Here is a 15,137-nt window from a genome sequence, read left to right as displayed (position 1 = left end):
ATAGAAAACTCCAGCATTCCTCTATGACCGGGGCGCTGACACCCTCCCGGTGTGAACACGCGAACCACCCCTCCCCCGGGCCATGCGCCTTCCCCGGACCAGCTCCGCGCCCCGTACGCCGACGCCCTCCTCGCCCACGCGGGACGGGACTGGCTGCGGCTCAACGTCCCCGGTCACGCGGCCGCCCCGGACTCGGAGCTCTGCTCGGCCTTCGGAACGCGGGTGCCGGCCCTGGACTTCCCGCCCCTGCTCGACGGTCTCGACCTCGGCGAGGACACCCCGCTCGACGAGGCGCTGGAGCTCGCCGCCCGCGCCTGGGGCGCCCGGCGCACCTGGTTCCTGACCAACGGCGCCTCACAGGGCAACCAGATCGCCTCGATGGTCGCCCCCGCCCTGGGCCGCACCCTGGTGGTGCAGCGCAGCGTGCATTCGAGCGTCATCGACGGGCTGGTCCTCTCCGGCCTGCGCGCCGTCTTCGTCCAGCCCTCCGTCGACCCCGGCCAGGGCATCGCCCACGGGGTGACCGCCGCGGAGGTGCGCAGGGCCCTGGAGCGGACCCCCGACGCCGCGGCCGTCCACGTGGTCTCGCCGAGCTACTTCGGGGCCGTGGCCGACGTACGGGCCCTCGCGGACGCCGCGCACGCCGCCGGAGTACCCCTGATCGTCGACGAGGCGTGGGGGTCGCACTTCGGCTTCCACCCCGCGCTGCCGGACGGGGCGCTGGCGCTCGGCGCGGACCTCGTGACCTCCAGTACCCACAAGCTCGGCGGCAGCCTGACCCAGTCGGCCATGCTGCACCTCGCCGAGGGTCCTTTCGCGGACCGGCTCGAACCCCTCGTGGACCGGGCCTTCCGGCTGGTGCAGTCGACCAGCGCGAGCGCCCTGCTGACCGCCTCCCTCGACCTCACCCGGCGGGCCCTGGTCACGGGCACCGACCGGATCACCGGCTCGGTGGAGGCCGCGGACAAGATTCGGGGGATGGTGCGCGCGCTGGGCCGTTTCGGGGTGGTCAGTGACGGCTTCCACCGGTTTCCCGACATCACGGCCGCCGACCCGCTGCGCATCGCCCTCGACACCCGCGCCGGCGGGATCACCGGGCACGAGGCGCGGCGGCTGCTTTTCCGGGACCACCAGGTCATGGTCGAAGTCGCCACGGACGCCGCGATCGTCGCCGTGGTGGGCGCGGGGTCCGCACCGGACGCCGATCGGTTCCTCGAGGCCCTGCACCGTCTGCCCGCCCCGCTCGGCGACCGCGCCCCGGGCTCCGGCTCCCCCGCCCCCGAGCGGGCGCCGCTGCGGCTGCCGGGCCCGGGGTCCGCACGGCTCACCGCCCGCGAGGCCTTCCTCGGCCCGGCGCGGGTGGTGCGGGCAGAGGAGGCCGTCGGCATGGTGTCCGCCGACACCCTGGCCGCGTACCCGCCCGGCATCCCCAACGTACTGCCCGGGGAGGTCATCACCTCCGAGGCCGTCGAGTTCCTCCGCCGTACCGCGGCCGCTCCCGGCGGCCACGTACGCGGGGCCCTCGACCCGGGCGTCTCGCGCCTGCGGGTCGTCGCGTCCTGACGCCCCGCGACCGGCCGCGCGGAGGGGCAGCCGGTCGCCGGTGTCCCACCGGGAGGGTCGGCGATGGCCGTACGTCGTCTACCCGCCCGCCGCGAACCCCGCCAGTGAGGGGGATCCGGTCGTGACCGGCGACGGCGCGCGCGAGGGGTCGAGCTGCGCCTCCATGTCGTCGAGGGCGCTGCGGACCGCCGCGATCCGCAGGCGCAGTTCGTCCGCCCCGTCCGACGCCGTCCGCACCGTGCCCTGGTGCCCCGCGGGCCGCCGGGCGGCGGCCCGCTCGGCCCGCTTCGCTTCCTCCTCCATCTCGCGCGCCTCCTCCAGGGCGTTGAGCACGACACCGATCAGCACGTTGACCAGGACGAAGGAGGCGAGGAGCACGTAGGAGGCGTAGTAGACGATGCTGAGCGGGGAGACCGCCAGTCCGGCGTGGACGGCATCGCCCAGTCCCTCCAGCGTCATCAGCAGGAACAGCGTCAGCCCGGCCCGGCCCAGAGAGCCGTAGTGCGCCGGGTCGTGGCCGGCGAAGCAGATCCAGCCGATCATCGCGTAGACGTAGAGGATCAGGGCGCCCACGAACAGGAAGCTGACCGTCCCGGGCAGGCTGCGGCCGACGGCGACGAGCAGCACCCGCAGCTGCGGCATGAACTGCGCGGTGCGCAGCACCCGGGCCAGCCGCAGCAGCCGCAGCAGCGTGGTGTTCTCGCGCAGGAACGGGACGAAGGCCGAGGAGACCACCAGCAGGTCGAACACGTTCCACGGATCGCGGAAAAAAGCTTTCGGCCGGTCGGCGTGCGCACCGAGGCGGATCAGCATCTCCAGGGTGAACGCCGCCACGCAGAACCGTTCGGCGGAGTGGAGGAGGACGCCGTACTCCACGGACAGTCCGCTGTACGTCTCGACGCCCAGCAGCACGGCGTTCAGGAGGATCACCGACATGACGCCCAACCCGAACGCGCGCGCCTCGCACACATCGCGGCAGCGCGCGGCGAGCCTCTCGCGACCGGTGGACGTCCGAATGAGGTCTGACATCATGCTCCCTCGCCTGCGACCGGCACACGGCCACGGGCCGTGTCAGCCCCGGCGGATGCCGCGGCTTTGATCAAGCTCCAGGTCGTGTAACGCCGAACGGCCGGATTCGAGTCGCTCCGGCCCGACACATCGCCCGATCGGGGACCCGCGGGACCGGCATGATCGGCGAGACCCGCCAAAGACACGGCCTAGTCCTGGCGCACCGGGTGGCGGAGCAGGTAGACGGCCGCGGTCGACACCAGGGCGGTCATGCACGCGAGGAACACCAGTCCGGATCCCTCCAGGCCGAGGGGGCCCGTCAGTAGGCCCACTCCGATCACCGGAACCGAGATGCCCGCGTAGGCCACCACGAACAGCAGCGAGATGACCGCCGCGCGCCGGCCGGCGGGAGAGGCCCCCGCCACGGCCGAGAGCGCCCCGCGGAAGGCCAGGCCCTGGCCGGCGCCGCCGACGAGCGCGCTGAGGACCACCAGCGCCAGCAGGTCCCAGTACAGGGCGCCCGCGAGCAGCAGCAGTCCGGCGAGGAGTGCCGCGCAGCCCAGCGGCAGGGACCGGCCGACCCCGATGCGGCCGACGGCCAGTTGTCCGGCCGTCGAGGCGAAGAAGGCCAAGGCGACGACCAGCCCGCTCACGGCCCGGTTGTGCACGTCCAGGGACTCGACGAGGAATGCCGGGCTGACCGACGTGAACACGCCGAACAGCGCGAACCCTACGAAGGAGGCGGTCGCCGAGGGCACGAACACCTGCCGCACCGAAGCGGGCAGGGCGGGCCGCTGCGGCCGTACCGCCGCGATCGGCTGCCTCTCCCGGACCGTTTCGGGGAGTCGCAGCAGGACGGCGGCCGAGCAGGCCACGAGGGCGAGGTGCACGGCGAACGGCAGGTACAGCGGCCAGGGCGCGTACTGGGAGAGCAGGCCGGCGAGCAGGGGGCCGCAGCCCAGCCCGCCCATGTTGGCGGCCGTCGCCACGAACGTGGCGCGGGAGGAGCCGTCCCGCGGCGCGAGTTCGATGACGTACACGGTCGCGGCCCCGGTGAACAAGCCCGCGGACAGGCCCGACAGGAGCCGGCCCGCGTACAGCCAGCCCAGTCCGGTGGCGCACAGGAAGCAGACGGCGCTCGCCGCCGCGAGTCCGAGGCCCGCCAGCAGCACGGGCCGCCTGCCCACGACGTCCGAGGCGTTGCCCGCCAGCAGCAGCACCCCCATGACGCCGAACGCGTAGACGGCGTACACGACCGTCACCTGCAGCTCGGAGAATCCGAACTTCTCCTGGTAGAGGCCGTAGAGCGGGGTGGGCAGCGTGGTACCGGCCATGCACACGGCGAACACCGCCCCGCCGAGCAGGCACTGGCGCCATCGTCTGCGATCACCGTCCATGCCGCCGACGGTAATCGCGCCCGGCATCCCGGACGGCGCGGCATGCCGACGGCACGCCCCGCCCGGGCGGAAGGCATCCGTTGCCGGTCATCGCCCTCGTGGCGAGGTTCCCGCTGCGACCGACGCGGGTTTATATGGTGAGGTTCTACGACATACTGGTCACGGAGGCGGGCGGTACATGCCGGATGTGGTGATCGATTACGCGACCGTGTTCCGGCTGCTGCCCGGAATGGTGGCCCTCCTGACCACGGACCTGGTGTACGCGGACGCGAACGAGGAATTCCTCCACTCCTCGGGACGCGAGCGGGATCAGGTGATCGGCCGGTACCTGTTCGACGTCTTCCCCGACAATCCGAACGACCCCTCCGCGAGCGGCATGCGGAACCTGGCGGCTTCGCTGCGGCGGGTCGTGGAAACCGGTGAGCGGGACGCCATGGCCCTGCAGCGCTACGACGTGGAGTCCACGGAGCGACCCGGCGAGTGGGAGGAACGGTACTGGAGCCCGGTGAACGCGCCGATCCTCGACTCCGAGGGGCGGGTCGTGCTCCTGGTCCACCGGGTGGAGGAGGTCACGGAACTGATCCGGGCCCGCAGCCGGCCGGCGAACGGCCGGGCCCAGGTCCTGGAGGCGGAGCTCTACACGCGGGCCCGCGAACTCCAGGAGCTCAACGAGCGCCTGCGCAATGCCCACGCCCGCGAGCGCGAGGTCGCGCTCGCGTTGCAGAACGCGATGCTCCCCGTCACCCTGCCGACCGGGGACACCAGGATCGCGGTCCGCTACCGCCCCGCCGCCGGTTCCCTGAACGTGTGCGGCGACTGGTACGACTTCGTCGATCTGCCGGGCGACCGCATCGGCGTGGCCGTCGGCGACGTGGTGGGCCACGGGCTCGCCGCCGCAGGCGTCATGGGACAGTTGCGGAGTGCTCTGAGTGCGACCTCGCGCGTCGCCGGGGGCCCTGCCGAGGCCCTGGAGGTACTCGGTCTCTATGCGCGTTCCGTCGAGGGTGCCGAGAACACCACGGTCGTCGAGACGTTCATCGACTGGGACAGCCGTACGATCACCTACAGCAGCGCCGGCCATCTGCCGCCCGCGCTCGTACGTCTCGACGGCACGGTGGACTTCCTCGATCAAGCCACCGATCCGCCGCTGGGGGCCCGGCCGGAGCACCTCCCCAGACCGCAGGCCACGACGGGGTTCGTGAACGGGGACACACTGGTGCTGTACACGGACGGCCTGGTGGAGCGCCGGCGCGAGGACATCGACTCCAGCCTCGGGCGGCTGGCCGCATCCCTCGTCCGCCACCGCGAGGCCGATCCCGAGAGGATCGCGGACGCTCTGCTGATCGACCTGCTCCCCGCCGGCGGCGCCACCGACGACACCGCCCTGATCGTCGTCCGGCTCTGAACCGCCGGACCGTGTGGGGCCGGGCCGCGGGCCCGGCCCCACTGCGGCCTCTCAGGCCGTGGCGTTCGCCGCGGACCCGGTGGACTCGGGGGTCTCGGGGGTCTCGGGGGTCTCAGCCGGGGCCTCGGGCTCGTCGCCCGGCCGCGGGATGCGGTGCAGCCCGCGACGGTCGTAGAGGCGGGTGACGGCGAAGCCGAAGGCCAGCGCGGCGACGAGGGCGATGCCCATCGAGGCCCACGCCCGGCTGAGGCCCGCGTCTGCCTGGGCGCCGTAGTAGAGGATGGCGCGCATGCCCTCGGTGATCTGGCGCAGCGGCTCGAACTCGGCGAGGGCCCGGAAGAAGCCGGGCAGCGCCTGGAGCGGCACGGTCGCGCCGGAGGACGGAACGGCCATCGCGACGAAGACGATGGTGGCCAGGAGCATGCCGGGGGTGCCGAAAGCGGCGAAGAGGGCCAGGCTGCCCAGGCCGACGACCGCGATGGTGGCGACCGAGTAGAGCCACAGCAGGCCGAGGTGGGAGGCGTCCATGTCGAGGATCTTGACGGTGGCGACCTCGACCAGGGTGCCCATCACGAGCGCCATGCCGAGCATGAGCGCCATGCCGATGGCCAGCGTACGGACGCGGCTGGTGTGCTGGACGGGCTCGCGCTTGCGGACCGGGCCGTAGTCGGTGTGCAGGTAGCCGAGGGCCGTGTCGACCTGGGAATTGACCAGGTTGGCGCCGAGCATGCCGCAGACGACGAGGACCAGCGCGTAGTAGAAGGCGCTCAGGCCCATGGCGCTGCGGGAACCGACCGGGTGGCCGTCGGCGACGGTGACGGTGACAGGGTCGGCCAGCTTGAGCTGGGCGGCCGTCGGGAGCGGGGCCTTCTGGGCCGCGGCCTGCTTGAGGAGTTCCTGGCCGAGCTGGGCGGAGGCCGCGTGGGCGGCCTTCTGGGCGGCCTGGGAGGACATCGAGGAGCCGATGCTGCCGGCGGCCTGGTTGGTCAGCACGGTCAGGGTCGGCGGGACCGCCTTGCCCTGGGCCGCGGGCTGCGGGGCGCCGAGCGCGTTCACCGTGGCGGTGAATTCCTTGGGTATGACGAGGGCGCCGAAGACCTTGCCCTTGCCCAGCCGCTTGTCGGCCTCCTCGCGGCTGACGAGCTGCCAGTCGATGCTCTTGTCGCCCTTGGCGGCCTTCTGGACGCCCGCGACGATCTGCTCGCCCAGGTTGACGTGGCGGCCGCCCGCGTCGGCGCCGCTGTCGGCGTTGACCAGGGCCACCGGCAGGTCGCGCAGGTTGCCCTTGGGGTTGACGTTGCCGCCGACGTAGAGCAAGGCGAACAACATCGAGACGACTGCGGCGATGAGTCCCGTCCCGACCCACAACCGGGGTCGGCGGAGCACGGAGGGGGGCGTGGGATGAGGCATCGATTCTCCGGCGCGGCTGCGTTCGTTCCTGAGCTGGATACTTCAGGTATCCAGCTACTGGATAGTGGCAGTATCTTGTTGTGGTGTCCAATCGCCGATGACGGATGCCGGACCACACGACCAGCAGGGAAGCCGTATGAAGATCTCGGAGCTCAGCCGGCGCACCGGCGTGCCGGTCGCCAGCATCAAGTACTTCCGGCGGCAGGGCCTGTTGCCCGCAGGGCGGGCGACCGCCGCGACCCTGGCCGAGTACGGGGAGGAGCACGCCGAGCGGTTGCGGCTGATCAAGGCGCTGACCACGCTCGGCGGCCTGTCCATCGCCGCCACCCGGGACGTGCTCGGTGCCGTGGACCAGGCGCACAGCTCCGAGGGCGCCCTCGGAGCGATCAGCTACGCCCTTCCGGTGCCGGTGGCGGCACAGCCCGCCGCGGGCCCCGAGGAGGAGGCCGAGGCCGAGGCGAGCGCCGGGGCCGAGGTGGCGGAGCTGCTGGCGGCCATGGAGTGGCAGGCGCCCGGCACCTCCCCGCACGTCAAGGGGTTGACGTCGGCGCTGAAGGAGCTGCGCCGGCTGGACGCCCGGTACGCCCCGGGCGAGCTCGCCTCCTACGCGAGGCTGGCCGAATCGGTGGCCCGGCTGGACCTGGAGCGCGCGGCGGGTCTCGACGACCCGGTGGCCCTCGCCGAGCGGGCGGTCATCGTCCTCGCCATCTGCGCCCCGGTCTTCGAGCTGCTGCGGCGTCTCGCCCAGGAGGACCAGGTCCGGCGCCGTGTGGCGGACGGCGGCGGCCACGCCGTCGCCGCGGCCGGCGCAGCCGTCGCCGGGCCGGCCGCCCTCGACGCCGAGCCGCCGCCCGTCTGCCCGGGCCTGAACCGCGACACCCCCGCCTGACCCGCCTGACCGGCCTGACCCGCCTGGCCGGCGGTCGCCGCTCCGGTCCCTCCGAGTGCCCCGGTACCCCGGTACCCCTTCTGTGCCGGCTCCGCCGGCCCCGGCCCCGGTGCCCGCGCCCGCGTCTGCGTCGGCGTCGGCCCCGCCGTTCGCACCCGCGGCCGCGCGCCCGGTCCCGGTGGTCGTCGCGCCGAGATCGGCGGGGCCGGTCGAAGTGCGTTACACCATGGGGCACATGCGCGTGGCCTTCGCGGCCGTGCTGGCCGCGATCGTCCCGCTCGGGGTGGCCGTGTACTCCTTCGTGGAACATCCCCTCCCCGCCTCGTTGGCGGGCATCGTCGCGCTCGCGCTGTTCAGCCTGGGAGGGCTGGCCATGGCGCGGGGTGACGCGGCTTGTGCGCGGTGACGGGTGACGGGCTCCACTTCTCGCATGAGGGCCATGAAGGGAGCGCGACCTGGGCGGAGTTGGGCCGGGGCACGGTGAGTGCGACGCGCTGGGGCCTGCTGCAGGAGTTCGTCGTGGTGGGCGAACTGGCTCCGACGGCGACGAAGAACGTCGTCTGGGAACGCTTCCTTCCGCCCGCTCGCCGCCGGCCCCGGCCCCGCGCCCAGGGCAGCGGTCACCACCATCCGCTTCCGCAACGCGGAGCCGGCCCGGGCCGAGATCGGACGGCTGCACGAGGCACTGCTGCTCCGCGCCGGCGAGCGGTACGTGTACGACGCCGGACTCCTCGCCGTCATCCGCGGCCGTTGACCGACCGCAGGGTGAGGACGTACGTCGCCGTCAGCGCGACGGCCGGGTCCTCGTCGTGTGACAGGTCGGTGAGCGCGCGCGTGGCCCTGGTTCCCGGGATGTCCGCGAGGGCCTGGGTCAGGCGTCGGCGCACGGGCGACGCGTCGGCGCCCTCGGGGAGGCGGGCGACGAGTGCGGTGGCGATCCGGTCGGCCGGCCCGGGGCCGTCGGCCAGCGCGCCGAGCGCGTCGGCCGCGTCGACGTCGTTCACGCCCTCGACGATCATGTCGACGAGCGTCGGGATCGCGTCGGCCGCTCCGAGTGCCAGGGCCGCCTGCCCGCGGACCACGGCGTCGGGGCTCGTGAGGGCGGCGCGCAGGAGGGCGATCGCCTGTTCGCCCGGAATCTCGGCGACGGCCCGGACGGCCCGTTCCCGCACCTCGGCCAGCGGTGAGTCCAGGCCCCGCGCCAACAGGTCCAGCGCGGCATCGCCCGATTGGGCCACGGCCCAGCGAAGGGCTCCGGCGACGTTCGGCTCCGTCTCGCTCAACGCCGCCTCCACGAGGGCGTCCACCGGAAGCGGCGCCTCTTCGGCCGAAGCCAGGGCGGCCCGCTGGCGTTTGTCGGCGCTCTCCGAGCCCAGCGCGTGCAGGAGCGCGACGGTCTGGAGAACGTCCTCCCAGCCGGCCGGTTCCGCGGCACCGATCCGGCGCAGGCGCGTGAGCAGCGCCGTCTCGGCGGCGATGCGCTCCTGTGTGGTGCGGATGAGGTCGGCCACCAGCTCCGAGGGCCGGAAGCCCGGGTCGTCCAGGGCACGTGCGACGTCACGCAGCGACAGGCCCAGGGAGCGCAGGCTCTCGACGTGGAAGATCCGCCGGATGTCCTCGTCCGCGTACTCGCGGTACCCGGAGCCCGTACGTCCCGTCGGCCGCACGAGGCCCAGCGATTCGTAGTGCCTGAGCATGCGGGCGCTGACCCCGGACCTCTTGGCCACCTCACCGATCAACAACGACTACTCCCCTCCTGGCCGGCCCTGCAGGGCCGTGACGCGCTCGGCCTCCTCGATCGCGTCCTCGAAACCGGCTTCCGGGTCGCGCAGTAAGCGTTCCGTGGCCATCGCATGGTGACTCACGCGGGGGTCGGGTTCCGTCATCGCGGCGCGTACGGCCGAGGACGACGTCTCGCCGAGGGCGACCAGCGCCCGGCTCAGGCTCAGCCGCGTCTCACGCCCGCCCCGCCCGAGCTGCCTCGCCAACGCCGCGGCCAGCTCGGTCTCCTCGCCCTCGGGCACCAGCACCACCGCCGCCCGCCAGGCACTGCGCGCCACCTCGTCGTCGGCGTCGGACAGGAGCGCCGCCGTGATCGCCGGCCACGCCCGCCCATCGCCGATCTTGGACAGCGTGTGCAGTGCCTGGCTCCGTGCCTGCGCCCGCTCGGAGCGGAGCTCGTCGGTCAACCGCGGGACCGTGTGCGATGCCGGGTGCCGGGTGAGCGCCCACGTCAGCGTCTCGCGCACGGAGAAGTCGGGCTCGACCGCGCACCGCTCGACGAGCTTCTCCACGCACCGCTCGTCCGGGTTCGAGCCGATCGACAGCGCCGCCCGCAGCCGCACCGACGCCCGTGCGTCCTCCAGCCCCCGCAGCGCGCCCGGCACTTGCCCGTCCTGGTCCCTCGTGGTCATCGGAACCACCTCCTGGACGGCAGTGAAGACCTTGTCACCGTGTCAAGGTCAAATGCGTCCAAGCCATCGGGATCACGGCTCCCTAGTATTGGGCATGTGCCTGACAGCAGGCCACTGCGGCACCCGGCACGGCTGCACGCGGCACGGCGGCACTCCCACGAACGGCACCACACCACCGAAGGGAGCAATCAGCGCATGACCGATCCGGAGAGCGCGGGATACGACTACGACGTCGTCATCAGCGGAGCCGGCCTCGCCGGCAGCGCCGCGGCGATCCTGCTCGCTCGACGCGGCGTCCGCGTCGCACTGCTGGAACGCCGTTCGGACCCCGAGGCGTACAAGGTGCTCTGCACCCATTCCATCACGGCCAACGCCCACCCGGTGCTGGACGAACTCGGCCTCGTCCCCGCCCTCGAAAAGGCGGGAGCCGTCCGCAACGAGGCCCGCTGGTACACCCGCTGGGGCTGGATCGAGCCGAAGCCCGCACCCGCGGGCCCCGAGCTGCCGTACGCGTACAACGTCCGGCGCAGCACCCTCGACCCGTTGATCAGGTCCCGCGCGGCGCAGACCCCCGGAGTGGATCTGCTCCTCGGCCACCAGGTGACCGGACTGGTGCGGGAAGCCGGGCGGCCCGCGGGGGTGCGCGCGTCGACGCCGCGGGGTGAGCGCGAGATACGGGCCCGCCTGGTGGTCGGCGCCGACGGCAAGGACTCGGCCGTGGCGAAGTTCGCCGGGGTGCCCGCGCGGAGCCACGAGAACGCGCGGTTCGGCTATCTCGCGCACTTCCGCGGCCTCCCGCTGCGCGGCGGGATCGGCCAGACCTGGTTCCTCGAACCCGACATGGCCTACGCGTTCCCGAACGACGACGGGGTGACGGTCCTCGCGGTGCTCCCGGACAAGAAGCGGCTGCCCGCCTTCCGGGAAGACCTTGAGGGCAGCTTCCGCGCGTTCGTCCGCGCTCTGCCCGAAGCACCGCCCATCGACTCCGCCGAGCGCATTTCAAAGATCATCGGCACGATCGACTACCCGCTGCACAGCCGCAAGCCGATCGCGCCGGGCGTCGCCCTCGTCGGCGACGCCGCCCTGACCGGTGACCCCCTGTGGGGAGTGGGTTGCGGGTGGGCTCTGCAGTCCGCGCGATGGCTGGCGGAGGCGGTCGCTCCGGCCGCGGCCGGCCGGGGAGACCTCGACAAGGCGCTCGCGGTGTACGCGCGCAGACACGGTCGCCGGCTGCGCGGTCACCAGGCCATGGCCGTCGACTTCGCCAAGGCCCGCCCCTTCAATCCGATCGAGCGGCTGGTGTTCTCGGCGGCGGCGCGTGACGCATCGGTGGCACGGCACATGCATCTGTTCGCACAGCGCCTGATCGGTCCGCTGCGGTTCTTGAACCCCCTTGCTCTGGCCAAGGCCTCGGCCGTCAACATCAGGCATCTCGGGAAGGCCGGCCGGCCGCCGTACGGTGCGGACGGCCGCTGAGGAACGGCCGAAGCCCCCACGCGAAGCGTCCATGCGCAGCCCTGCGTGAAGCCCTGCGTGAAGCCCTGCGTGAAGCCCCCGCTCCGGAATGCGCGGGGGCTTCACCGCGCTACCGGGCCGCGGCCCGGTAGGCCGCCGTCAGGCCTGCCACCGCTCCCGTCAGGTCGCCGGTCAGCAGGCGGTGTTCCGCTTCCGCGAAGGGCTTGGACGAGGCCTGCGTGAAGCGGCCGCCGATCCGCCCCGCGGCGATCGCCCGGGCCCGGTCCGCCACCGCGCGACCGGCTTCCGAATCGGCCCCGGTCGTCCGCTCCACCGCCGCCGCGACCACCGCGAGGGCGCGCAGCGCCTGCTCGCCGCCCTGTGGCGGCGCGCCGAGCGTGGTCAGGCCCCAGCCGTACGGGAACTGCGGATCGTACGCCGCGTCGCCGACATTGATCGGCAGTTGTGCCTGCGACTTCGGCCAGGTGACCGGGGACCGGCCGGTGAAGGGCCGCTTGCCGTACAGCACGTCGGCGACGCCGTCGCCCTCGGTGCCCGGCAGCCAGGACGCGACCAGCGCCGTCATCCGGTCCAGCCGGTCGCCGATCAGCTGCGGGCGCCCGGAGACCACGAGCACCGCGCACCGCATCGCCGCGCAGACCCGGTCCACGGCCGCCTTGTCGGCCTCCGAGAGCTGCAGGTCGTGCCCGTTGCCCACGTCGCCCACGCCCTCCGCGTACGGGGTCTCGCCGACGACGACCACGCCCACGTCGTGGCCGGCCGTCGGCGCGGTCGCGTCCTTGGAGTACGTCACCGACTGCGGCGAGGCGGCCGCCTTGCGCATGCCCTCCAGAATCGTGGTGCCCACCGTGTTCCGCCCCGACGAGCCCTGCCAGCTCACGGTCCAGCCGCCCGCCTGGTTGCCCAGGTCGTCCGCGTTGGAGCCGGCGACGTACACCTTCTGCGAGGGCTTCAGCGGCAGCAGGGCGCCGTCGTTCTTCAGCAGGACCTGGGACTTCGCCGCCGCCTCACGGGCCACCGCCCGGTGTTCGGCCGACCCGACGGCCCCGAGACCGGAGCGGTCGGCGTACGGCTTCTCGAACAGGCCCAGCTTGAACTTCTGCTCCAGGATCCGCGCCACGGCGTCGTCGATCCGCGTCTGCGGGATCCGGCCCGCGGCGGCCTCGCCGAGCAGCGTGCGGTGGAAGTCCTGGTACGCGCTCGGCACCATGATCATGTCCAGGCCCGCGTTGACCGCGGTCCGGACGTCGCTCGCGTAGTCGCCGGGGATCTGGTCGATGGCCTGCCAGTCGCTGATGACGAAGCCCTTGAAGCCCATCCGCTCCTTCAGCACCCCGTTGATCAGTTCCGCGTGGGCGTGCATCTTGAGCGGGCCGGCGTCGTCGTCCGGGAAGTCCACCGAGGAGTAGGAGGGCATGACCGTCCCCACTCCGCGCCTGACCGCCTCCCGGAACGGGGCCAGGTGCACCGCCTCCAGCTCCTGCCGGGTGACCCGGGTGACGCCCTGGTCGATCGTGTAGGAGCCGGTGGTCGAGGAGCCGTACGCGGTCCCGCCGTCGCCGGCGTAGTGCTTGGCCGTGGCCAGCACCTTGTCCGGACGGCCCAGGTCCCGGCCGTCCGGCGCGCCCTGCATGCCGCGGATCACCGTCTCCATCGCCGTGACCAGCGCCGGGTCCTCACCGAAGGACTCGTACGAGCGTCCCCAGCGCTCGTCGCGCGTCACGCACAAGCACGGCGCGAAGTCCCACGGGACGCCCGTGGCCCGGACCTCGGCGGCGGTCACCGCACCGGTCCGCTCGGCCAGTTGCGGATCGCGGGAGGCGCCCAGGCCGATGTTGTGCGGCATGATCGTGGATCCCACGAGGTTGTTGTGGCCGTGCACGGCGTCCACGCCGTAGATCAGCGGGATCTGGAGGCGTGCCGCCCGGGTGCGCAGCTGGTAGCCGTCCACCATGTCCGCCCAGCCCTCGGGGGTGTTGGGGCTGGGGACGGAGCCGCCGCCGGACAGGAGCGAGCCCAGACCGTACGCGGCGATGTCACCGGGGGACCCCAGCGCGTTGCGCTCGGCCTGCGTCATCTGCCCGGCCTTCTCCTGCGGGGTCATGCGGGCGAGCAGGTCCGCGACCCGCTTCTTCACCGGCAGTTTCGCGTCGAGGTAGGGGAGCCCGTGCGCGTCGATCACGACGAGCGGGTCCTCGGCGGGCGGCCGGGCCCCGGTCACGGTCAGCTTCACCGGTACGGTCTCTGCGGTTTCGCCGTCGCGGTCCGCGGTGGTGGCGACGGCGACGGTACGCGCGCTGCCGGAGGGGGTTCCGGCCGGGAAGGTGAGCGTGCCGGACACCGGCCGGTAGTCGGTCCCGGGGGTGGCGGTGCCGCCTTCGGTGGAGTAGCCGACGGTCACCGGTTCGGCGAGCGGTGCGGAGCCGGTCGTGGCCACGGACACGCGTACGTCGGCGGAGCCGCCTTCCTTCACAGGGTGAACGGTGGCGTCGGTGACCACCCTGGTCTGGACGACCGGGTCGGCGGCCCCGTACACCTCCAGTCCGTCGATCATGAACTCACCGGCGCGGCCCGCCGGGAAGGTGAAGGCGTAGCCCCACATCTCGGTCAGCCCGAGCACGTGGTCGATGCCGCCGACCGGCTGGTAGTCGGTGCGGTACTCGAACCGGGAGAACGGGATCTCGACGAGGTGCCAGCCCTGCCAGTCGTCGGTGAAGGAGGTCGTCCACAGCTCGGACGCCTCGCCGTTGGCCCCGCCGTCCTTGAGCTCGAAGTGCACCCGGGAGCCCGAACCGGGCGGCAGCGGCGCGGTGTTCTGCCCGTACCACCAGAACCGGATGCCTCCCCTGGCGCTCCAGTCGTGGGCGGGCCGGTCGAAGGCGAAGTCGTGGGTGTAGCCGCCCCAGCCGCTGATGTCGTACGTCCCGTGCAGCACCTTCGCGCCCTCGGGGGCGTCGGCGCGCTCCCGGAGCTCCAGCCGGGGCTGGTCGTCGGCGTCGGCGCCCCAGGTGAAGATGCCTTCGGCGGGCGGTCCTGCGAACGGGACCTCACCCTCGAAACGGTCGACCGCCGTCGCAGGCGGTGGTTCCCCGACGGCGGCCGTGGCCGTGGCCTGAGCGAGCGGGAGGAGTCCGGCGAGGACGCCGGCCACGCCCAGCAGGGCGGTTCTGAGCCGGCGGCGGGCCGGTGTCAGGCGTGCGGTGGTCACAGAGCGCCTCCGAGGTCTATACCACGGGACAGGACACCGCGTGAGTCAACTGAACTGCCCTGCTGCCGTCAAGACTTCACGTCACGACTGGCCGAATGCCGCCCCGTGCGGCGGCACGGCCCCCGCCCGCGTTCGGCTCCTGAACGACGGCCGGCCGCGCGGGTGGGCGGGCGGCCCCGACTCCGGCGGGAACGAAGGCCCGGGGCTCTTGCGCCCGTGCGGCGGGGCTGCCGCCGCATACGCGAAGACGCCCGGCGGGAAATTCCGGCCGGGCGTCTCGGTGGTGCGCGTCTGCTGTCCGCTGGTGGCTTAGTACCAGTGGTGGGTCTGCCAGAAGTTCCAGGCGCCGACGGGGCTGCCGTAGCGG

At 73.0% G+C, this 15,137-nt stretch carries 11 protein-coding genes; 5 read left to right on the top strand and 6 right to left on the bottom strand.

The window, feature by feature from the left end:
- Positions 1 to 51 precede the first annotated feature (51 nt).
- Positions 52 to 1,563, top strand: a complete 1,512-nt coding sequence (locus K7B10_RS41400) for an aminotransferase class I/II-fold pyridoxal phosphate-dependent enzyme (RefSeq protein ID WP_229343365.1) — start codon at positions 52 to 54, stop codon at positions 1,561 to 1,563.
- A gap of 78 nt (positions 1,564 to 1,641) precedes the next feature.
- On the opposite strand, the gene K7B10_RS36410 is transcribed toward K7B10_RS41400, so the two are convergent.
- Entirely contained in the window at positions 1,642 to 2,592 is a 951-nt protein-coding gene (locus tag K7B10_RS36410; protein ID WP_229343363.1) for an ion transporter, read from the bottom strand.
- 188 nt (positions 2,593 to 2,780) lie between these two features.
- The gene (locus K7B10_RS36405) at positions 2,781 to 3,968 is read right to left on the bottom strand and encodes an MFS transporter (RefSeq protein ID WP_229343361.1); all 1,188 of its coding nucleotides are present in this window, start codon (positions 3,966 to 3,968) and stop codon (positions 2,781 to 2,783) included.
- Positions 3,969 to 4,146: 178 nt separating this feature from the next.
- Here K7B10_RS36405 and K7B10_RS36400 point away from each other — a divergent pair, with 178 nt between their 5' ends.
- Positions 4,147 to 5,373, top strand: a complete 1,227-nt coding sequence (locus K7B10_RS36400; protein ID WP_229343359.1) for a PP2C family protein-serine/threonine phosphatase — start codon at positions 4,147 to 4,149, stop codon at positions 5,371 to 5,373.
- Positions 5,374 to 5,424: 51 nt separating this feature from the next.
- Here K7B10_RS36400 and K7B10_RS36395 read toward each other — a convergent pair whose 3' ends face one another.
- Positions 5,425 to 6,783, bottom strand: a complete 1,359-nt coding sequence (locus tag K7B10_RS36395; protein WP_229343357.1) for a YhgE/Pip domain-containing protein — start codon at positions 6,781 to 6,783, stop codon at positions 5,425 to 5,427.
- Between the two features lie 136 nt (positions 6,784 to 6,919).
- Between K7B10_RS36395 and K7B10_RS36390 the strand changes: the two genes are divergently transcribed.
- Positions 6,920 to 7,672 carry a MerR family transcriptional regulator gene (locus K7B10_RS36390; RefSeq protein WP_229343355.1) on the top strand — a complete coding sequence of 251 codons (753 nt, stop codon included), beginning with the start codon at positions 6,920 to 6,922 and terminating at the stop codon, positions 7,670 to 7,672.
- A gap of 235 nt (positions 7,673 to 7,907) precedes the next feature.
- On the top strand, positions 7,908 to 8,078 hold the full coding sequence (locus tag K7B10_RS36385; protein ID WP_229343353.1) for a hypothetical protein: 171 nt from the start codon (positions 7,908 to 7,910) through the stop codon (positions 8,076 to 8,078).
- 331 nt (positions 8,079 to 8,409) lie between these two features.
- On the opposite strand, the gene K7B10_RS36380 is transcribed toward K7B10_RS36385, so the two are convergent.
- Positions 8,410 to 9,414, bottom strand: a complete 1,005-nt coding sequence (locus K7B10_RS36380) for a MerR family transcriptional regulator (RefSeq protein WP_229343351.1) — start codon at positions 9,412 to 9,414, stop codon at positions 8,410 to 8,412.
- Between the two features lie 3 nt (positions 9,415 to 9,417).
- The gene (locus K7B10_RS36375) at positions 9,418 to 10,086 is read right to left on the bottom strand and encodes a HEAT repeat domain-containing protein (RefSeq protein ID WP_229343349.1); all 669 of its coding nucleotides are present in this window, start codon (positions 10,084 to 10,086) and stop codon (positions 9,418 to 9,420) included.
- 195 nt (positions 10,087 to 10,281) lie between these two features.
- Here K7B10_RS36375 and K7B10_RS36370 point away from each other — a divergent pair, with 195 nt between their 5' ends.
- On the top strand, positions 10,282 to 11,562 hold the full coding sequence (locus tag K7B10_RS36370) for an NAD(P)/FAD-dependent oxidoreductase (protein ID WP_229343347.1): 1,281 nt from the start codon (positions 10,282 to 10,284) through the stop codon (positions 11,560 to 11,562).
- Between the two features lie 109 nt (positions 11,563 to 11,671).
- Here K7B10_RS36370 and K7B10_RS36365 read toward each other — a convergent pair whose 3' ends face one another.
- Positions 11,672 to 14,770 carry a glycoside hydrolase family 3 protein gene (locus K7B10_RS36365; RefSeq protein ID WP_229343345.1) on the bottom strand — a complete coding sequence of 1,033 codons (3,099 nt, stop codon included), beginning with the start codon at positions 14,768 to 14,770 and terminating at the stop codon, positions 11,672 to 11,674.
- Positions 14,771 to 15,137: the final 367 nt, after the last annotated feature.

This window comes from Streptomyces flavotricini (assembly GCF_020639365.1).
Classification (GTDB): Bacteria; Actinomycetota; Actinomycetes; order Streptomycetales; family Streptomycetaceae; genus Streptomyces; species Streptomyces flavotricini.
This window is presented reverse-complemented; position numbering and strand designations above follow the sequence as displayed.